This is a genomic window from Pseudoalteromonas sp. XI10 (assembly GCF_001469895.1).
Classification (GTDB): domain Bacteria; phylum Pseudomonadota; class Gammaproteobacteria; order Enterobacterales; family Alteromonadaceae; genus Pseudoalteromonas.
Window position 1 is genome coordinate 143,463 of record NZ_LOPY01000050.1, and the last position, 19,817, is coordinate 163,279.

General features: G+C 42.6%; 21 protein-coding genes. 7 read left to right on the forward strand and 14 right to left on the reverse strand.

Annotation, left to right across the window (positions count from 1 at the left end; translation table 11 throughout):
• Window positions 1-70: 70 nt before the first annotated feature.
• The 3 genes from AUR67_RS14120 (at window position 71) to AUR67_RS20940 (ending at window position 3,896) form a co-directional block, all read left to right on the forward strand.
• Window positions 71-1,237, forward strand: coding sequence for a DcaP family trimeric outer membrane transporter (locus AUR67_RS14120; protein ID WP_054560892.1), 1,167 nt, complete (start codon window positions 71-73; stop codon window positions 1,235-1,237).
• 192 nt (window positions 1,238-1,429) lie between these two features.
• Complete coding sequence (locus AUR67_RS14125) at window positions 1,430-3,553, forward strand: TonB-dependent siderophore receptor (protein WP_058585766.1); 2,124 nt, start codon at window positions 1,430-1,432, stop codon at window positions 3,551-3,553.
• Window positions 3,554-3,608: 55 nt separating this feature from the next.
• Window positions 3,609-3,896: a pentapeptide repeat-containing protein gene (locus AUR67_RS20940; RefSeq protein WP_082665645.1), complete on the forward strand. Its 288-nt coding sequence runs from the start codon at window positions 3,609-3,611 to the stop codon at window positions 3,894-3,896.
• A 79-nt stretch (window positions 3,897-3,975) separates the two neighbouring features.
• On the opposite strand, the gene recA is transcribed toward AUR67_RS20940, so the two are convergent.
• Both recA and AUR67_RS14140 read right to left on the reverse strand, forming a co-directional pair.
• The gene (gene recA / locus AUR67_RS14135) at window positions 3,976-5,022 is read right to left on the reverse strand and encodes a recombinase RecA (protein WP_054560894.1); all 1,047 of its coding nucleotides are present in this window, start codon (window positions 5,020-5,022) and stop codon (window positions 3,976-3,978) included.
• Window positions 5,023-5,080: 58 nt separating this feature from the next.
• Entirely contained in the window at window positions 5,081-5,578 is a 498-nt protein-coding gene (locus AUR67_RS14140; protein ID WP_058585768.1) for a CinA family protein, read from the reverse strand.
• 21 nt (window positions 5,579-5,599) lie between these two features.
• Here AUR67_RS14140 and mutS point away from each other — a divergent pair, with 21 nt between their 5' ends.
• Window positions 5,600-8,173 carry a DNA mismatch repair protein MutS gene (gene mutS / locus AUR67_RS14145; RefSeq protein WP_055021014.1) on the forward strand — a complete coding sequence of 858 codons (2,574 nt, stop codon included), beginning with the start codon at window positions 5,600-5,602 and terminating at the stop codon, window positions 8,171-8,173.
• Between the two features lie 86 nt (window positions 8,174-8,259).
• Here mutS and rpoS read toward each other — a convergent pair whose 3' ends face one another.
• From rpoS to AUR67_RS14200, 11 genes are read right to left on the reverse strand one after another with little or no spacing between them, the layout of a single operon-like run.
• A complete protein-coding gene (gene rpoS / locus AUR67_RS14150) occupies window positions 8,260-9,243 on the reverse strand; it encodes an RNA polymerase sigma factor RpoS (RefSeq protein ID WP_058585769.1) in 984 nt (327 codons plus the stop codon).
• Window positions 9,244-9,303: 60 nt separating this feature from the next.
• Window positions 9,304-10,128 carry a peptidoglycan DD-metalloendopeptidase family protein gene (locus tag AUR67_RS14155; RefSeq protein WP_055021015.1) on the reverse strand — a complete coding sequence of 275 codons (825 nt, stop codon included), beginning with the start codon at window positions 10,126-10,128 and terminating at the stop codon, window positions 9,304-9,306.
• A gap of 42 nt (window positions 10,129-10,170) precedes the next feature.
• Window positions 10,171-10,749, reverse strand: coding sequence for a YqaA family protein (locus AUR67_RS14160; RefSeq protein WP_054551145.1), 579 nt, complete (start codon window positions 10,747-10,749; stop codon window positions 10,171-10,173).
• A gap of 11 nt (window positions 10,750-10,760) precedes the next feature.
• On the reverse strand, window positions 10,761-11,399 hold the full coding sequence (locus AUR67_RS14165) for a protein-L-isoaspartate(D-aspartate) O-methyltransferase (RefSeq protein WP_058585770.1): 639 nt from the start codon (window positions 11,397-11,399) through the stop codon (window positions 10,761-10,763).
• A complete protein-coding gene (gene surE / locus AUR67_RS14170) occupies window positions 11,389-12,153 on the reverse strand; it encodes a 5'/3'-nucleotidase SurE (protein ID WP_058585771.1) in 765 nt (254 codons plus the stop codon). The genes AUR67_RS14165 and surE overlap by 11 nt, the downstream gene beginning before the upstream one ends.
• Window positions 12,154-13,182, reverse strand: a complete 1,029-nt coding sequence (gene truD / locus AUR67_RS14175) for a tRNA pseudouridine(13) synthase TruD (RefSeq protein WP_058585772.1) — start codon at window positions 13,180-13,182, stop codon at window positions 12,154-12,156.
• Window positions 13,179-13,661 carry a 2-C-methyl-D-erythritol 2,4-cyclodiphosphate synthase gene (gene ispF / locus AUR67_RS14180; protein ID WP_058585773.1) on the reverse strand — a complete coding sequence of 161 codons (483 nt, stop codon included), beginning with the start codon at window positions 13,659-13,661 and terminating at the stop codon, window positions 13,179-13,181. Before ispF ends, truD begins: the two co-directional genes overlap by 4 nt.
• A complete protein-coding gene (ispD, locus tag AUR67_RS14185) occupies window positions 13,658-14,359 on the reverse strand; it encodes a 2-C-methyl-D-erythritol 4-phosphate cytidylyltransferase (protein WP_058585774.1) in 702 nt (233 codons plus the stop codon). Before ispD ends, ispF begins: the two co-directional genes overlap by 4 nt.
• The gene (ftsB, locus tag AUR67_RS14190; protein WP_054560903.1) at window positions 14,349-14,639 is read right to left on the reverse strand and encodes a cell division protein FtsB; all 291 of its coding nucleotides are present in this window, start codon (window positions 14,637-14,639) and stop codon (window positions 14,349-14,351) included. Before ftsB ends, ispD begins: the two co-directional genes overlap by 11 nt.
• Window positions 14,640-14,661: 22 nt before the next feature.
• On the reverse strand, window positions 14,662-15,294 hold the full coding sequence (locus AUR67_RS14195) for a hypothetical protein (protein WP_058585775.1): 633 nt from the start codon (window positions 15,292-15,294) through the stop codon (window positions 14,662-14,664).
• Window positions 15,295-15,353: 59 nt separating this feature from the next.
• Window positions 15,354-15,836 (reverse strand): DUF2947 domain-containing protein, encoded by a 483-nt coding sequence (locus tag AUR67_RS14200; RefSeq protein ID WP_058585776.1) that lies wholly within the window; start codon window positions 15,834-15,836, stop codon window positions 15,354-15,356.
• A gap of 78 nt (window positions 15,837-15,914) precedes the next feature.
• Between AUR67_RS14200 and AUR67_RS14205 the strand changes: the two genes are divergently transcribed.
• Genes AUR67_RS14205 through AUR67_RS14215 form a run of 3 tightly spaced genes read left to right on the forward strand, consistent with a single transcriptional unit; the run spans window position 15,915 to window position 18,223 of the window.
• Window positions 15,915-16,133 carry a DUF1653 domain-containing protein gene (locus AUR67_RS14205; RefSeq protein ID WP_055021017.1) on the forward strand — a complete coding sequence of 73 codons (219 nt, stop codon included), beginning with the start codon at window positions 15,915-15,917 and terminating at the stop codon, window positions 16,131-16,133.
• Between the two features lie 52 nt (window positions 16,134-16,185).
• Window positions 16,186-17,034, forward strand: a complete 849-nt coding sequence (locus tag AUR67_RS14210) for an AAA family ATPase (protein ID WP_058585777.1) — start codon at window positions 16,186-16,188, stop codon at window positions 17,032-17,034.
• Between the two features lies 1 nt (window position 17,035).
• The gene (locus AUR67_RS14215; RefSeq protein WP_054551134.1) at window positions 17,036-18,223 is read left to right on the forward strand and encodes a vWA domain-containing protein; all 1,188 of its coding nucleotides are present in this window, start codon (window positions 17,036-17,038) and stop codon (window positions 18,221-18,223) included.
• Window positions 18,224-18,431: 208 nt separating this feature from the next.
• On the opposite strand, the gene AUR67_RS14220 is transcribed toward AUR67_RS14215, so the two are convergent.
• On the reverse strand, window positions 18,432-19,604 hold the full coding sequence (locus tag AUR67_RS14220; RefSeq protein ID WP_414858341.1) for an NRAMP family divalent metal transporter: 1,173 nt from the start codon (window positions 19,602-19,604) through the stop codon (window positions 18,432-18,434).
• Window positions 19,605-19,817: the final 213 nt, after the last annotated feature.

Consider the following 19,817-nt stretch of genomic DNA (forward strand, 5'->3'; position numbering starts at 1 on the left):
CATTTCTTAAACAACAGTGATACAACAACATTAATGCAATCAACAAGTAGCTTCGACAGGAATACACATTATGACAACAACAAAAGTAACCGCATTAAAAACACTCACAGCTTCAGCTGTTTTATGTGCACTTGCAGGTACCGCTAACGCCGCAACCATTGGTAACACTGACGTCTCTTATGGTGGCTATGTAAAACTTGATGCTATGTGGAGTGATTACTCAGCAGGCGTACCAGCTGGCGGCAGCATTGGCCGTGACTTCTATGTACCAGGTACAACACCGGTAGGCGCAGACAGCGACAGCGATGCAGTATTTGACATGCATGCACGCCAATCTCGCTTTAACCTAGGTACAGCAACAAAATTAGACGATGGTAAAACCATCAAAACTAAAATTGAAATAGACTTTATTGCTTCAGCGCCAGGCGGTAACGAGCGTGTTAGTAACTCTTACGCGCCTCGTATTCGTCAAGCATTTGTGACTTATGATGGTTGGTTATTTGGTCAAGCTTGGTCAAACTTTCAAAACGTAGGCGCATTACCAGAAACACTCGACTTCGTTGGTCCTGCAGAAGGTACTGTGTTCGTACGTCAAGCACAGGCACGTTACACTACCGGTAATTGGTCATTCTCTATCGAAAATCCAGAGAGCACAGTCACAGTTGGCGGCGCACGTGTAGCTACTGATGATGCATCAATGCCTGACTTTACAGCACGTTACGCACATAAAGCTGACTGGGGTGAATTAGTATTTACCGGTCTTGCTCGTCAGTTAACTTATAAACAAAATGGCATTGATGCAGATACATCATCGTTCGGTATCAGTGCATCTGGTAAAGTAAATTTTGGACAAAATAACCTTAAATTTATGCTAACTCAAGGCACAGGTTTAGGCCGTTATGTTGGTTTAAATGTCGCTCATGGTGCTGTGCTTGACGGTGATGATTTAGATGCAATTGATTCAACATCAGGTTTCATTGCCTATCAACAACACTGGAACAGCCAATGGCGCTCAACTTTCCTTTATTCATTCTTTTCAGCAGATAACAACACAGATTTACTAGCTGTGACTGGCGACCCTACAGAAATGAGCCAAAGCTATAGTGCCAACCTATTATATTCGCCTGTTAAAAAGCTTACATTTGGTGTTGAGTTTAAACATGCTGAGCGTGAGTTAGAAAGCGGTGCTGACGGCGATATGGATCGTCTACAATTCTCTGCAAAATACGTGTTTTAAAATTTAAACTTATTTTACTTCCTGAAGCGGCTTCGGCCGCTTTTTTTATATCTCCTTTTTATATTTCTGTGCCCTTTAAACTTTTTTGCAAACAATTACTCACCAAAACAGCAAGACCTAATTGCAAATTATTTTCATTTAGATTAAATTACGCATTAATTTCACTATTCATTGAACTAATTGGAACTTTGCATGTCATCAACAAAATTTTTGCGCTTATCTCAATTAAGCCTTGTGACCTCAGCACTTTTAAGTGGCCACGCTTTTGCAGAACAACAAAAAGAAGAACAAGCAATTGAAAAAATTGCCGTGTATGGCCAGCATCATAAAAACTACATCACTGAAGAAGCACAGTCAGCAACCAAATTAGGGCTAACAATTAAAGAAACACCACAGTCAATCTCTGTTGTTTCACGTGCGTTGATGGATGACTTCTCACTCGATAATCTAAACGCTGTACTTGAAAGCACACCGGGTGTCACTGTTGAGCAAATCGAAACTGACCGTACTTATTTTAAAGCTCGTGGTTTTGAGATCACCAACTTCCAAGTTAATGGCATGGGTATGCCGCAAGACAACGGTTCAATCCAAGGTACTCTAGATACTTCTATTTTCGATAGTGTTGAAATTGTACGTGGTGCCAATGGTTTAATGACAGGTGCTGGTAACCCATCAGCAACAGTCAACATGGTTCTAAAGCGCCCTACTTATCAAACGCAAGTAAATGCGTCTGTATCGTATGGTTCTTGGGACAATAAGCGTTTAGAGCTTGACGCTTCAACTGCTATCAACGAAAACCACGCTGTACGTGCGGTATTTACCAAGCACAAAACTGAGTCATACCTTGACCGCTACGAGCAAGATAAAACAATTTATTACCTAGCCTACGAAGGCCAGCTAACTGACAGCACAGTAGTAACTGCAAACTATGTAAATCAAAAGAAAGATGCTGATAGCCCACTGTGGGGTGCCTTACCGCTTTATTACAGCGATGGTTCAGCAACAAACTTTGACGCTTCAACTAGCACAGCGTCTGATTGGTCTTATTGGAATAACACAACTGAGCAGCTGTTCTTATCAATTGAGCAAGCAATCACCAATACTTGGTTCTTAAAAGCAAGCTACGCGCACTTAGAAAATGAGCAAGATTCTGAGCTTTTCTATGTTTACGGCACACCAGACAGAGAAACAGGTCTTGGCCTAACTGGTTATGCCAGTGAATATGACCACAAAGATAAGCACGACATTTTAGATATCTACGCAACAGGTAAATTTGATTTATTTGGTATGGAACATGATCTGTCATTTGGTGTAAACCAAGCAGATATGGATAACAAAGATAAATCATTATATGACTACACTACAGGCAATGGTTTTCCTGCAATGCCTGAGCTAGGTGGCTGGGACGGTGTTGCGCCAGTACCAACACTTACTGATGGTTTAACAGGAGCTGATATCACTAGTCGTCAACGCTCAGCGTATATTTCAACTCGCATTCGCGCAACTGACGCATTCAGTATTTTAGCAGGTGTAAGCCAAGTTAACTGGGAAACTGAAGGTGCCTCTTACGGCGTTGCTAAAGACAAAGACAGCGACCAGACAGTGCCATACTTCGGTGCTGTGTATGATATCAACGAAAACTTCTCAACTTATGCAAGCTACACAGAAACCTTCGTACCGCAAACAGAGCGTGACATCAATGGTGATTACTTAGATCCAATCACAGGTAAAAGCAGTGAAATTGGTGTGAAAGCACAGCTACTTGATGACGACTTATTTGTAACAGTTGCTTACTTTGACGCTAAACAAGTTGGCCTTGCTGTTGCTATCCCTGATTCATTACCTGATGACACTCGCTACTATGGCGCAGATGGCATTAACAGCGACGGTATTGAAGTAGAACTTAGTGGTCAAATCAACGAAACACTGAGTGCGAGCTTTAGCTACAGTAACCTAAACATTGATGGTGATGAATTAGTAAAAAACTACACGCCTGAAAACCAATTCAAACTTGCTGTAACTCACAAAGTGCCTGAGATTGATGGTTTAACCTTTGGCTTAAACTATCGTTGGCAAGACGATACAAAGCGCGTACAAGTGCGTGATGCGGCTACGAATGCTGCACTTATCACCACAACGCAAGATGCGTACGGCCTATTAAACCTAATGGCAACATACGATATTAACGACAATATGAGCGTTAACTTAAACGTTAATAACGTGACCAACGAAAAGTACATCCACAGTCTTTTCTGGGCTCAAGGTTATTACGGCGCACCGCGTAACTACTCAGTGTCTTTCAACTGGCAGCTGTAAGCTTGAGCTCGAAGCTGTAAATTTTAAGCTTTAAGTACATTAAAAGCCGCATTATATGCGGCTTTTTCATGGAAGAGTTGCAAGAGTAAAGTTTACCTTTTCTAACTTTACCCTCGCTAACTTTACCCTTACTAACTTTACCCTTGCTAACTTTACCCTTGCTAACTTTACCCTTGCTAACTTTACCCTTGCTAACTTTACCCTTGCTAACTTTACCCTCGCTAACTTTACCCTCGCTAACTTTACCCTCGCTAACTTTACCCTCGCTAACTTTACTCTCACTAACTACACTCTTTCTAACTTTACTCTTTCTAACTTTACTCTCGCTAACTTCCACCCATAAAAAAACCGCTAACTGTGTAGCGGTCTTTTTTGTGTTAAGTGCGGGTCAAATCACGCTTAACTGTACTCTTTTGAGGTGTTTATAGCTCGTCTTCAGCTAATAGGCCTGCATCTTCACCATCTTCTGGTTGTTCAGTTGCCTGAAGTAATAGCATCTCACGTAACTTACCTTCGATCTCATCTGCGATCTCTGGGTTGTCTTTTAAGAACTTAATTGAGTTTGCTTTACCTTGACCAACTTTGCTGCCATTGTAGCTGTACCAAGCACCTGATTTTTCAACAATCTTATGCTTAACACCTAGGTCAATTAACTCGCCTTGTTTAGAAATACCTTCACCATACATGATGATGAACTCAGCTTGTTTAAACGGCGGAGCAACCTTGTTCTTAACAACTTTAACGCGAGTTTCGTTACCAACAACCTCGTCGCCTTCTTTCACAGAACCAATACGACGAATATCGATACGTACTGAAGAGTAGAATTTAAGTGCGTTACCACCTGTTGTTGTTTCAGGATTACCAAACATAACACCAATTTTCATACGGATTTGGTTGATGAAAATACATAGTGTGTTTGAGCGCTTGATGTTACCTGTAAGCTTACGTAAAGCTTGTGACATTAAGCGAGCTTGTAGACCCATGTGTGAGTCACCCATGTCACCTTCGATTTCAGCTTTTGGTGTTAAAGCTGCTACCGAGTCAACAATCACAACATCAACAGCACTTGAACGAACTAACATGTCACAGATTTCTAATGCTTGCTCACCAGTATCTGGTTGAGAAACAAGTAAGTCATCAATGTTTACACCCAATTTTTGTGCGTATACAGGATCTAGAGCGTGCTCAGCATCTACGAATGCACACGTTTTACCTTGCTTTTGAGCTTCAGCGATAACTTGTAAAGTAAGCGTTGTTTTACCTGATGATTCAGGACCATACACTTCAACAATACGACCAGTAGGTAAACCACCAATACCTAGTGCGATATCGATACCTAGTGAACCTGTTGAGATTGCTTCAATATCTAGGGCTTTATTGTCGCCCAATTTCATAATTGAGCCTTTACCAAATTGACGCTCAATTTGTGATAAAGCAGCGTCTAAGGCTTTTTGTTTGTTATCGTTCATTCTGTTCTCCAAATCCGGCTAATGCAGACAGTATACTGTATGAAATCACAGTATCAAGCTAATTTTCAGATTTTATCAATTCAATTATATTTTTTAATGAATAAACAATAGCTTGCATTCTAACTTCAGCTCGATCGCCAGAGAAAACTTGCTGACTTGGGTAGTTTTGACCAGCAAAATGAATGCAAAACCATACTAATCCCACAGGTTTATCCAGTGTTCCACCACCGGGGCCTGCTATTCCCGAAATAGCTATTGCGATATCGGCGTTTGCTGCTTTTGCCGCCCCCGATGCCATTTCAACAACGGTTTGCTCACTCACCGCACCAAAGCTGTTTAAGGTTTGCTCGCTAACTCCAATGAGCTCATGTTTTGCTTGGTTACTATAAGTGACAAACGCTCGGTCAATATAATTAGAACTGCCTGGGGTATCGGTTAGTGCATAACTTACTCCACCACCAGTGCATGACTCTGCGGTAGTGATCCATAAGCGTTTATCCGTTAAAATAGCTCCTAATTTCGCAGCAAGTGTTTTAATCTCTTGATGTAATTCCATATTCAGCCTTTGGGTAAATACATGTCGTTTGATCTTTATGCACCGCACACTATAAAACAACAAACCCCTATGATGCAGCAGTATCTAAAAATAAAAGCCGAGCATCGGGATATTTTATTGTTTTATCGTATGGGCGACTTTTACGAACTTTTCTTTGATGATGCCAAGCGTGCAGCGCAACTTCTTGATATTTCTCAAACCCATCGAGGTAAAGCCGGTGGCGATCCCATTCCAATGGCGGGCGTACCCTATCACGCAGTCGAAAACTATTTAGCTCGCCTTGTACAAATGGGTGAGTCAGTAGCTATTTGTGAACAAGTTGGCGACCCAGCAACTAGCAAAGGCCCTGTTGAGCGTAAAGTTGTACGTATTGTTACACCGGGCACAATTTCTGACGAAGCGTTATTACAAGAACGCCAAGACAACCTGCTAACCAGTGTATGGCAAAACAAACAAGGCCTATATGGTATTGCCTACTTAGATATTAACTCTGGCCGATTCAATGTGTTAGAAGTTAATACCGACGAAGCATTTAGCTCAACATTACAGCGTTTAGCACCTGCTGAGCTGCTTTACAGTGAAACATTTGCAAATGTGCACTTAATTGAACATATCAAAGGCGCGCGTCGTCGCCCAGAATGGGAATTTGATCTAGATACTGCGCAGCATTTACTTTGCGACCAATTTGGCACCAAAGATTTAGTTGGTTTTGGAGTAGACAAAGCACACGCAGCTTTAGTGGCTGCAGGCTGCTTAATGCAATACGTAAAAGACACTCAGCGCATAGCCCTGCCGCATATTCGTGCAATCACCCTTGAGCAAAACGAACACGCAGTGATCTTAGATGCAGCAACTCGTAAAAACCTTGAACTAACGGTTAATTTATCGGGCGGTTACGAAAATACACTTGCACAAGTACTTGATAAAACAGCCACAGCTATGGGTTCACGCTTATTAAAGCGTCGTATTCATACCCCTGTGCGCAGCAAAACAGAGCTCAACTCTCGACTAAACGCAATTAGCGCAATTATCGATGCGCAATTATGTGGTGAGCTACAAGAGTCATTAAAGCAAATTGGCGATATTGAACGTGTTATCGCCCGTTTAGCGCTTTGCACAGCTAGGCCCCGAGATTTAACGCGCCTGCGTAGCGCACTGCAAGCTCTCGCGCCACTTCACGAACTATTACTAGATGCTAACGATCCGCGTATTAGTCAAATTATTGCAAAGTCGCAACAGTTACCTGAGCTACAAGACTTACTAGAGCGTGCTGTAATCGAAACCCCACCGGTGCTTATTCGTGATGGGGGTGTAATTGCACCGGGTTACAACAGCGAACTTGATGAATGGCGCGCCCTAAGCCAAGGTGCTACCGATATTCTCGAAAAGCTTGAAGAACGTGAGCGTGAACGCACTGGCATTAGCACCTTAAAAATAGGCTATAACAAGGTGCATGGCTTTTTTATTGAAGTAAGCCGCGCTAATTCACATTTAGTTCCTGCGGATTATATTCGCCGCCAAACGCTAAAAAATAATGAGCGCTATATTATCCCAGAGCTTAAAGAGCACGAAGATAAAGTACTTGGTAGCCAGTCAAAAGCGCTAGCGCTTGAAAAACAGCTTTACGAGCAACTCTTTGAGTTTATTGCTCCGCACATTGAGCAGCTACAAACAATGGCAGCTGTTCTAGCTGATTTAGATGTACTGAACAATTTAGCCGAACGTGCGCAAGCGCTTAATTATGCTAAGCCAACTCTGTGCGATAACGATAATATCAGTATTAAGCAAGGTCGCCACCCGGTAGTAGAGCAGGTAATGAAAGACCCGTTTATAGCTAACCCTGTGGAGCTTAATAACGACCGTAAAATGTTGATTATCACAGGTCCAAATATGGGTGGTAAATCGACCTATATGCGCCAAACTGCACTTATTGTTCTAATGGCTCACATTGGTTGCTACGTTCCTGCTGATAGTGCAGAGATTGGTAATATTGACCGTATCTTTACGCGTATTGGCGCAAGTGATGACCTAGCATCAGGGCGCTCAACCTTCATGGTTGAAATGACCGAAACAGCAACAATTTTAAATAACGCTACAGCGCAATCACTGGTACTGATGGATGAAATTGGTCGCGGTACTTCGACTTATGATGGTTTATCGCTTGCCTATGCAACGGCTGATTATTTAGCATCAAAAATTGCCGCTAAGACCTTATTTGCAACCCACTATTTTGAGCTAACCGAACTGGCCGAGCAAAAAACGGGGTTAGTTAATGTGCACCTAGATGCCATTGAGCACAACGACACCATTGCCTTTATGCATACCGTGCTTGAAGGCGCAGCAAGCAAGAGCTTTGGTTTACAAGTTGCTGCCTTGGCTGGTGTACCAAAAGCGGTGATCCAACAAGCAAAACAAAAGCTTAAAATGCTTGAGAATCACCAACCTGTTACTGCTCCTATTGAGCAGCAACAGCAAACGTTAAGTTTTGATGATGAGCCTTCTGAGCTTGAATTAACCTTAAAACAGCTTGATCCAGACAGCTTAACGCCAAGACAAGCACACCAACTACTGTATCAATTAAAAGATTTACTGTAGTGCAATAAAAGAGGTATAAAAAAAGCTGACGTAATGTCAGCTTTTTTGTGTGTTCTAGACCCGAAGGCCTATGTATTGTTGTCAAATTAGGTGAATTGGTCGAATAGGCTATCTGTACTTAACCCTTCGTGTTGCAAAATGTCTTTTAAGCGACGTAATGCTTCAACTTGTATTTGTCTTACACGTTCACGTGTTAAGCCAATTTCACGACCAACATCTTCAAGGGTTGATGGCTCATAGCCTAGTAAACCAAAACGACGAGCAAGCACTTCACGCTGTTTCGGGTTTAACTCTCCAAGCCAATCAACAATGTGCTTGTTAATGTCATTACTCTGTACTTCGCCCTCTGGACCATAGTCTTTTTCATCGGCGATAATATCTAATAACGCTTTGTCATTTTCACCACCGATAGGTGTATCCACCGAGGTGATTTTTTCGTTTAAACGCAGCATCTTAGTAACATCTTCAACCGGCTTATCTAAGCACTCTGCAATTTCTTCTGCGGTTGGTTCATGGTCAAGTTTCTGCGTTAATTCACGAGCTGTTCTTAAATAAACATTCAGCTCTTTGACCACGTGGATAGGTAAACGAATCGTACGTGTTTGGTTCATGATGGCACGTTCGATAGTTTGACGTATCCACCAAGTTGCATAAGTTGAAAAACGAAAACCTCGTTCTGGGTCAAATTTCTCAACGGCTCTAATAAGGCCTAAATTACCTTCTTCAATAAGGTCTAGTAGCGCAAGGCCACGGTTGTTGTAGCGGCGGGCAATTTTCACCACTAAACGTAAATTACTTTCAATCATTCGCTTGCGAGAGGCTTCGCAGCCTTTCAGTGCTTTTCGAGCAAAATAAACTTCTTCTTCTGCGCTTAGCAGCGGAGAAAAACCAATCTCACCAAGATACAACTGTGTGGCATCAAGATTTTTGGTAACTTCTTCTTTCGCAAAAATTTCATCTTCGTTGTCGACTTCTTCTAGTAACTCAGAAGATTGTTCTTCAACTACCGTGTCATCAAATTTATCGTCAATCGCGTCAGTTTTTTTCTCTAGTTTTGCTGTGTGACCCATAAGCGTCCTCCCGAGCAAATATGTGATTGAGCTAAATCACTTTATCAATACCCTAAATGGCTAAGGTAGATACTTAGCAGGATTGACTGCTTGACCCCGATAACGAATTTCAAATCTCAAAGCCGTAACCGAAGAGTCTGAACTGCCCATTTCTGCTATTTTCTGCCCTGCCTTTACTTCCTGTTTTTCCTTTACAAGCAACTTTGAATTGTGCGCGTAAGCGCTTAGGTAATCATCATTGTGTTTCAATATGATTAAATTACCGTACCCCCTCAATGCGTTGCCCGCGTATACCACAGTTCCATGTGCAGCAGCTAAAACAGAAGCCCCTTGTTTATTAGTGATCTGTAATCCTTTAAAGCCGTTCTCTTTATTAGAGAAGCGTTTTGTGACTTTACCTTTTGCAGGCCAGCCCCATACAACTTTGGCATTAGAATTACGCTTTTTTTCACTAATTATTTTGTTGGCTTGTTTCTGAACATACTCTCGTTGTTTTGGCTGATCAAGCCCTTTCTTTAATTTTTTGTTATTTTTTTGTATAGAAACAGTAGACTTTTTACTCGAATTCGTATATTTTTTCGTCTTTTTTGATTTTTGTGCCGATTTTGTGAGCGAAATACTCTGTCCGGGGAAGATGGTATAAGGTGCTGGAATATCGTTTATTTTTGCAAGCGTTCGAAAATCTTGCTGAGCGCTAAAAGCAATTGAATACAAAGTATCGCCCTTTTTGACTACATATTTTGAGCCAGAGATATTTACTTTGCGAGTGGCGGGTTTAACTTTATTATCTAAACTACTAACCGGTGCCGGTGCTTCGCGAGAAGTACAACCAAAGAGCAAAATACTAAGAAACAAAGTAACATAGACTGTTAACTGCCTGCTCATCGTAAAATGCTCCTTATCGTACTAGTTTAATGGTTTTACGGGTTATCGTAGTAAAAAGTACGCAACCACAACTAAAACAACTAATCCCCAGCCAAGCGCTTCAACATATTGACGTAATTTTTGCTCCATTTTAACGCCGCCCCACTTCATTAAAGCCGACACTAAGAAGAAACGCGCGCCACGACCTATTGCCGAGGCAATTAAAAATGGCAAGAATGCCATTTGCATCAAACCTGCACCTATGGTGAAAACCTTATAAGGTATAGGAGAGAAGCCCGCTAAAAACACCACCCATACACCATAGTTTTCAAACCAACTTAGCGCTGTGTCAAATTTAGCTTGCCAACCCATTTGCGCAATCAGCGGTTCAACTACCGGTTCGAATAACCAAAAGCCAAGTAAGTAACCTAAAATACCGCCAATCACAGAAGCAATAGTAGTAAAACTGGCAAAGCGCCATGCTTTATCTGGCTGAGCAAGCGACATAGGGGCTAGCATGACATCCGGTGGCACCGGAAAAAAGACAGATTCAGCAAAACTCATCCCTGCTAAATAACGCTCCGCATGACGATGTTTAGCCCATACCAGCGCCATATCATATAACTTAGTAAACAACTTCAAAGTATAACGTCCTATTCAATATCACCAGGTACCAAAGGTACAAATCTTACTGGTGCAACTTTATGTTCTGTAAATGTATCGCCATTTCTAACGACCATCATTAATTGCTGATCTTGCTCACCGATAGGTGCAATCATAACGCCCCCATCAGCAAGTTGTGCCAGAAGTCCTTGTGGCATAGTGGCCGCTGCTGCTGTGACAATAATCCCCTCAAACGGAGCTTGCGACTGCCAGCCTTGCCAACCGTCACCATGTTTCATGGTGACATTATATAAATCAAGCTTGTGCAAACGGCGTTTTGCTTGCCATTGCAATGCTTTTATACGCTCTACCGAGCACACTTTAGTGAAGGTTTTTGCCAATATTGCTGTTTGGTAGCCAGAGCCTGTGCCAATTTCGAGCACTTTATCACGTACACCCGCTAAGCGGAGCAGCTCAGTCATACGTGCGACAATATATGGCTGCGAAATCGTTTGTCCTTGACCGATTGGCAGTGCAGTATTTTGATAAGCTTTGTGTTGCAAAACATCATCAATAAAAATGTGTCTGGGTGTTGAGGCTATCGCTTCAAGCACAGAACTATCTTCTACACCCTCGCGTTTTAATAGTTCAGCTAATGCCAGTGCACTGCGATTATAATTAGTCAGCACTATTAATCTCCATATTTGCTAACCAGCTATCGACGGCTTGTAAGCTCTCTTTCGCCGTCATATCAACACTAAGCGGGGTCACTGATGCATAACCATTATTAATGGCATAAAAATCAGTACCTTCACCTGCATCACTTTCAGCACCAAGGGTACCATACCAATAAATGTCACGGCCCCATGGATCTTGTTGTTTCGTCATGGTTTCAGCTTTATGACGCGAACCTAAACGGGTTACCTTAACTCCTTTTAGCTCTGTAAGCGGAATATCTGGCACGTTTAAGTTGATGATTTGATCTTTCGGTAATGGGTGCGATGCCAACTCTTTGATAATACTCACCGCAACCGCAGCTGCAGTTTCAAAGTGATTTCCTTCTTTAGAGCATAACGACACAGCAATCGCTGGCAGTCCTAAGTGGCGCCCTTCAGTGGCAGCTGCTACTGTACCTGAATACAAGGTATCATCACCTAGGTTGGCGCCGTGGTTTATTCCTGCAACCACTAGATCTGGCTGCTGCTCGACTAATTCATTAACTCCCAAATGCACACAGTCAGTCGGCGTGCCATTAATCGAAAGAAAGCCATTATCAAGGGTGGTTGCACGCAATGGGTTCATGAGCGTTAATGAATTACTTGCGCCACTACAATTACGATCTGGCGCGACTAAAGTCACATCTGCTATTTGCGTCAATGCATGATACAAAACCGCAATCCCTTTAGCATGTACGCCATCATCATTGCTCAATAAGATTTTCATTTACGCATCCTTTTGTTTTTGTTCTCTGGGGCTTGCATCTTGATAGTCCACCAGCTCACGCAGCAAGGCGGTAGCAAAACAGCCTTTTGGTAAACCAAAACTTAACTTTAAAGTAGTTTCGTCAATTGTTTCAACAGTTAATGAATCAGGAATAAGTCGTAACATTCTACGCTCATTCTTAAGGCCAAGTTCGCTAAGGCCATTTATCCAAGACTGATAAGGTTCGAGCCACACTTTTTCGGTTTCGGTCAGGCCTTTTTCGCCTTTACCAACCATAGGGGCCGACATCACAATATCGCCAGACGCTAAGCGCGCAATATTGTCATCACTAATATTGTCTTCAAAAAATGCATTACTGCCGCTGAGCATAAACACTTCGCGGTGCATTGTTTTCGCAAGGCCATGCTCGGCAACCCGCATACTCACGATTTCATTAAATACATAAGAGCGCGCAGCTGAAATAACTAAGCCACGCAATTTTTTATCGCGGATACGCTCACCAGCAAACATGCGCTTTGCCATTTCAAGGTTGTGACCACCATGGCCAAAGCGCTGCTCACCAAAGTAATTAGGCACACCAGCACGCACCGCGTTGATACGGCACAAAATATCCAGCGGCTCAGTTACATTACGTAATGTAATGGTAAAGCGATTGCCTTTATGGCAGCCAGTTCTGAGCTTACGGTTATGGCGCTGTTGCGATATTACAAAAAACTGCTCGTTATTCAGTTCGCTAAATTCTATGTGCTTTTTAATTGGAACTGGCACGCTAAACCATTGGGTACACACGCCATGACGGTCTTTTAAGCCTGCATAACTCACATCACGTGGAGATACCCCTGCTTTTTCGGCAATACGTTTCGCAATAAACTGAGTATTTTCACCTTTTTTTACAACCTGTAAGCAAACATGTTCACCAGAACCGGTAAACTCAATACCTAAGTCTTCATCAACCATGAAGTCTTCGGCGTGAGTTTTAAAGTCGGCCTTAGAAAGAGGTTTGCCATATAGGTAGTTTAACTCACTCATGCGCTTTGTTTACTCATAATCACCACAGCGTGGCTTGAGATACCTTCTTTACGACCTTCAAACCCAAGCTTCTCAGTGGTCGTTGCTTTCACATTAACTTGTGACATATCAGCTTCAAGGTCTTGGCATAAGTTTTCACGCATAGCTTGAATATGTGGCAACATTTTTGGGGCTTGCGCAACAATCGTGACGTCGGCATTGCCAAGTACATAACCTTGCTCTTTAGCAAGCCCAACCACGTGGCGTAGTAAAATTCGGCTATCAATATTTTCGTATTCGCTCGCAGTATCAGGGAAATGCTTGCCAATATCACCCATTGCCAATGCACCTAAAATGGCATCACACAATGCGTGAATGGCAACATCACCATCTGAATGTGCTAAAAAGCCTTGTGGGTAATCTATTTTTTCACCACAAATTACCAACGGGCCTTCGCCGCCAAATTTATGTACATCAAAGCCATGGCCAATTCGAATCATGAGATACTCTCGTTTTGTTGTTTTTGCAGTAAAAATGCTGCTAAATCTAAATCTTCCGGGGTGGTAATCTTAATATTGTCACTGCGACCTGCAACCAGCTTAACAGGCTGCTTAGCCCATTCAATTGCCGATGCTTCATCAGTGATAGTCACACCATTTTTAAGGGCGCTTGATAGCGCATTAGTCAGCGCTTGGTAAGGGAAAAGCTGAGGGGTGAGTGCCTGCCATAAATCATCACGTGGCACAGTTTGCTCACTGTGGGTATGACCGCGCTTAATGGTGTCTTTTACTTTTGACGCTAAAATACCGCCTTCATTAGCAGCGATACATTCCGTTATTAAACGCCGAATATCAGCCAGACACACTAACGGCCTTGCCGCATCGTGAACAAGTACCCAATCAGGTGGGTTGTCAGCAAGTGATAGCAAGGCGTTAAGCACAGAATCAGCGCGCTCTTTACCACCAGACACACGCTCAATACGCTTATCTATATGTGGTAAATCAGCAAAGTAGCCGTCATCATCGCTAATTGCTACTTTGATGGTGTTTAATTCGTTAAGTTCTGCAAGTTTACTTAGGGTATGTTCTAAAATAGTTTTACCCGCAAGTTCAATATACTGCTTTGGCGCCGAATGTTGCATTCGACTCCCTACTCCCGCAGCGGGAACAATGGCGGTGATAGTTTGCTTAGTGTTCATTTTGCTGTTGACCTGGTAATACGCGAATAAAGGTTTCGCCAGGTTTAATCATTCCTAATTCATTACGCGCCCGCTCTTCGATGCCCTCTTGACCGAGTTTTAAGTCTTCAATATCGGCTTTGAGCACTTTATTGCGCTTTAATAATTTCGCATTGGTGTCTTGATGAGAGGTAACCGCTTGTTTTAAACGAGTGTAATCTTGCACCCCATTATGCCCAAACCATAAGCGGTACTGAATAAATAAAGCCAAACACAACAAGGCGAATTGAAAAACCCGCATTGAACACTCCTTCGCGGTTAAATTAAGTCAAAGGGCGTTTTAAATTACGCCAATTTATATTGCTTGCTAGTAGCATTTCTCTTAATGACAAACGCTTAGGTGTGATGCGTTTATTAAATTGCCATTGATGACCGCAACACGCAGCTGCCATCACCGCCTTTGCAGGCTTAAGTAATTGAATATGCGTGTTTTCTAGCGATTCACCGGAAGTATCAAACCAACCAAGCTCGTTGCAATGTACCTTATTGTCGCTTACTTGATCTAAGCTGTCTATGCGCACGGTTGTACATTGCTCGTCATTAATTAGCACGGGAACAATTAACCCGCGCTTAGCATGTTGACTATAAAAGTCTTTTGAGTCTTTTTTATTATAAACAGGCGGCGTTGTTTTTTGTTTTTCAAGCCAACTGCCATTTTGTGAATCGAGCTGTAGTGGCGCATCACCACTGACAATACGTATAGCTAAACGCTCAATATAGTAAGGCAGGCTTGCTAATAAACGTTTTAGCCTTGCTGTATCAGGTTCATCAACTAAACGCGGGATCTCACGAGCATAAAATGCATTACATAACTGCGCATACAAAGCTCGCTCGGCATCAGTTTGCCAAATTTCGGCTTGTTGCGAGTGTTCGCTCTGTGAAGTTGGTTTAGACAATGCGCGCTCTTATAAAACAATTGCTTGACTGTTTTATAGCATAGAGCGTTTATTGAGCGCTACTTTACTGCGCCTTTTTTACCCAATTTTGCGTTACCTGTTTCTAAAAACTGCACCACTGCATCACGCTTTTTACCTAACAACAAACTACCATCAGCTAAAAACATAAAGTTTTGCCAACAACGTTTAAAAACAGCAAAGCTGGTTTCAATGATGTTGTCACGAGCCATGCAAAAATAGACCGTCGTGTTTGCTTCCCACGCTAAGTGGTTAAGGATTTCTTCTGGTAACTGTTCGTCGCCCGCTTCCCATGCACTTTCCCAGTTAATGGTCTCTGAAAAGCTGTCGTCTTTGCCGCACCAATCTGTTTTATCAAAAAAGTCAGGGTGATCATGCTCGCGGCTCACCATAGTAGTCCATAAAACCGCAGCGCGTTCAGCGCTCATTGGTTTAATTTGTGCTGCGTCTTCGCTGCTTATCGGCATATCTTTATGACGAAAAACCCAGGCTTTTTTGTATTCATCTAACGAAATATAATTCATAGTTTAGGCAGTTTGTTTCAGCGTAAAATGTGCAAACTGCAATTATACCCAAATGACTCCAAGATGCGAGATAAACACATGACAATCAAACCCGGTATTTACCAACATTACAAAGGTCCAAAATACAAAGTTGAATATGTTGCCACCCACAGCGAAACGAATGAGCCATTAGTAATTTACCAAGCTCTATACGGAGAATTTGGCATGTGGGCACGCCCGCTTAGTATGTTTACAGAAACCGTCACTGTAGAGGGTAAAACGATACCGCGTTTTGCATACCTTTCAGACGCCGACTAACTGTGGCATCATGACGTTATTAATCACTGCTCAGACCAGATAAGGTGACATCGTGCTTTTTAATTCAACCGATAACTACATTGCCAGTAACTCATTAAAACAAGCGGTTAACGCAGCGATCTTGCTCGAAAAGCCGCTGCTAATAAAAGGTGAGCCCGGCACAGGTAAAACCATGCTGGCCGAGGAGCTTGCAAAAAGCTTAGACACCACACTAATTCAGTGGCACATCAAATCAACCACTAAGGCGCAGCAAGGCCTGTATGAATATGATGCGGTATCGCGCCTTCGCGACAGCCAGTTAGGTGACGAGCGAGTGCACGATATCAGCAACTACATTGTAAAAGGGAAATTATGGCAAGCCTTTACCTATGGTGAGCAACATAACAAACGCCCTGTATTATTGATTGATGAAATCGACAAAGCCGATATTGAATTTCCCAACGACTTGCTATTAGAGCTCGATAAAATGGAGTTTCATGTTTATGAGACGGGCGAGCGCGTGGTTGCAAAGCAGCGTCCGATTGTGATCATTACGTCGAATAACGAAAAAGAGCTGCCAGATGCCTTTTTACGTCGTTGTTTTTTCCATTACATTGATTTTCCAAGTAGTGAAGAAATGGCGCAAATTATCGATGTGCATCACCCTCACGTTAAACAAGACCTAGTTCGCCAAGCACTTGAGGTGTTCTTTAATCTACGTGAAGTTAATGGCATTAAGAAAAAACCATCAACCAGCGAATTGCTTGATTGGTTAAAGCTACTGATGGCCGAAGATATAGACGCTAAAACACTGCATGATAAAAGCCAAAAAGGCGGCTTAATGCCAATGTTTGGCGCACTATTAAAGAACGAGCAAGACATTAGCCTAGTCGAAAAACTTGCGTTTATGAGCCGCCGTTAAGATGTTAATTGCGTTTTTCTTTAAGCTTCGCGAATACCGCTTACCTGTTAGTTTGCGAGAGCTACTTGATTTGATCAATGCGCTCAAGCAAGGGGTTATTTTTGCCGATGTTGACGCGTTTTATTACTTAGCGCGTACCATCATGGTCAAGGATGAAACCCACTTTGATCGTTTTGATAAAGCCTTTGCAGATTACTTTAGTGGCGTAGCCGACCTTGATCTGCTCGAAAGCTTAAAACAGCAACATGCCTTGCCTGATGATTGGCTACGCAAAGAGTTTGAAAAACACTTAAGCGAAGAAGAAAAGGCGCAATTACAAGCCATGGGCGGCCTTGATAAACTCATGGAAACCCTCAAGCAACGCCTTGAAGAGCAGCAAAAGCGCCATGCTGGAGGTAATAAGTGGGTAGGTACCGGTGGCACTTCGCCATTTGGTGCCTATGGTTATAACCCTGAAGGTGTTCGCATAGGCCAAGACGGTAACCGACATCGCCGTGCCGTTAAAGTATGGGATAAACGCAGCTACCGAAACCTTGATAGTGACCGTGAAATTGGCTCACGCACCATTAAACTCGCTCTAAAAAAACTGCGTAAATTTGCCCGTACTGGTGCAAGCGATACTCTCGATTTAACCGAAACCATTCGCGCAACTGCAAAACAAGGCGGCATGCTCGATGTAAAAATGGCACCAGAGCGCCATAATGCGGTAAAAGTATTGATGCTGTTTGATATCGGCGGTTCAATGGATGATTACATTCATACCTGCGAAGAGTTATTTAGTGCCGCCCATAGTGAATTTAAGCACCTTGAGTTTTACTATTTTCATAACTGTTTGTATGAGCATGTTTGGCAAGACAACGAACGTCGTCACTCTAACGTAATTGATACCATGACCTTGATTAACAAGTTCACCAGCGACTACAAGGTGATCTTTGTTGGCGATGCCACCATGGGCCCTTACGAAATCGCCTACCCAGGTGGCAGCGTTGAGCATTGGAATGAAGAACCCGGCAGCGCTTGGTTAAACCGCATAACCAATCACTTTGATAAAGTCGCTTGGCTCAACCCACAACCCGTTGAACACTGGCGCTATTATCAATCGATAGATTTTATAAAGCAGTTAATGGACAACCGCATGTACCCACTCACGCTAGATGGGATTAGTAATGCGATTAGGGAGTTGAGTTAGAAAGTTAGAAAGTTAGAAAGTTAGAAAGTTAGAAAGTTAGAAAGTTAGAAAGTTAGAAAGTTAGAAAGTTAGAAAGTTAGAAAGTTAGAAACTCTAAACTTGCCACTATCTAAGTCAAGCAGCTCGAAAACTTTACTCTTCCCCTAGTAACTCGCTAACTGTCAATCTGACAGCTCTAACTTTACTCTTTCCCCTTGTAACTCGCTAACTAAGCGAGTTTCCAAACCAAAAACACTAGCGCAAAGCCCACCAAATAAGCTAAGCCTAACCAACTCAATATGCGAAGTAAGGTTGAGTGATGAATGCTGGGTTCTGAGCGCACTAAACTAAAGTTCAGCCATGCAAATACAGGAGTGGTTACAAAAGCGAGGGTCATAGCAAAAGTAAGCATTGGGCCAAGGGCTGATTTAAAGAATAAAATCACTGCCATGCCAGCAAATGCTTGTAGTAATAACCACATGTTTAAACTGTGTTTAGATTGTTTAATCGGTAGCAGTTTATGCGACTCATTTAATGTTCTGGCGTAGCCATCAAGCACTGTTAGCGTGGTGCCAAACATACATAAAAAAGCAATACCTGAAACCAGTGGCCTTGCCCACTCGCCCATAGTGAAGGCGTACATATCAATTAGCTGCTTCGCAAAGGCGACTCCACCTAATTGCACAGCCTGTGCTTGGCCATATTGCACTAACACACCTAATGAAAAAAACACTAAAGCAAGTGCTGCGGTAAGCCAGTAGCCCAAATTAAAATCAAACAAGCCTTGTTGCTTTGTCACAGCTTGTTGATGCTGCTTTTCTTTTAGCCACAGTGAGCTGATTGCTGATATTTCGATAGGAGCAGGCATCCAGCCCATGAGCGCGACCATAAAGCCAAGCATGGCAAGCTCATACGGTGACGGGCCCACATAGTCAACCGGTGCCATTGGGCCATTGTTAATAGCGACAACTAGCGCAGCTAAGGTGGTAACCGTTAGCAAGCCCATAATGAGCTTTGAGACATTATCGAGTGCCTTAAAGTGCCCCAACAACAAAATAAGCAAACACACAGCTAAAATCAGCCAGCATAATAAAGTTACAGAAACAGTGACAGGTAATGCATAGTGCAGCAGACTGGCCGTTAATAATAAAACCCCCGCAGTATTTACTACCGCAGCGACAATATTAAGCGCAATAAAACTATAGAAATACCCCGGCCCTTTTTGCTTGTAGCCTTCAACTAAACTTTGTTTGGTCGCAAGGGTGTACTCCATACCAAATCGAAAGAATGGGTACTTCAATACGTTTACTACAATGATTAGCCAAAATAGCTGCCAGCCGAATAACGATCCTGCTTGTGTTGATGCTACTAGATGTGAGCCACCAATGGCGGCTGTAGCCATTAAAATTCCCGGCCCTAATGCATTTAATTTAGATTGCCAATTTGATACTGCTGATTGCATAAGTTGTGCGTGTTTTATTCTTAGTAACAAGCAACTTACAGCGTTTTGTATGAGATTGGAAGCAGAGCAAGTTAGCAAGTTAGCAAGTTAGCAAGTTAGCAAGTTAGCAAGTTAGCAAGTTAGCAAGTTAGCAAGTTAGCAAGTTAGCAAGTT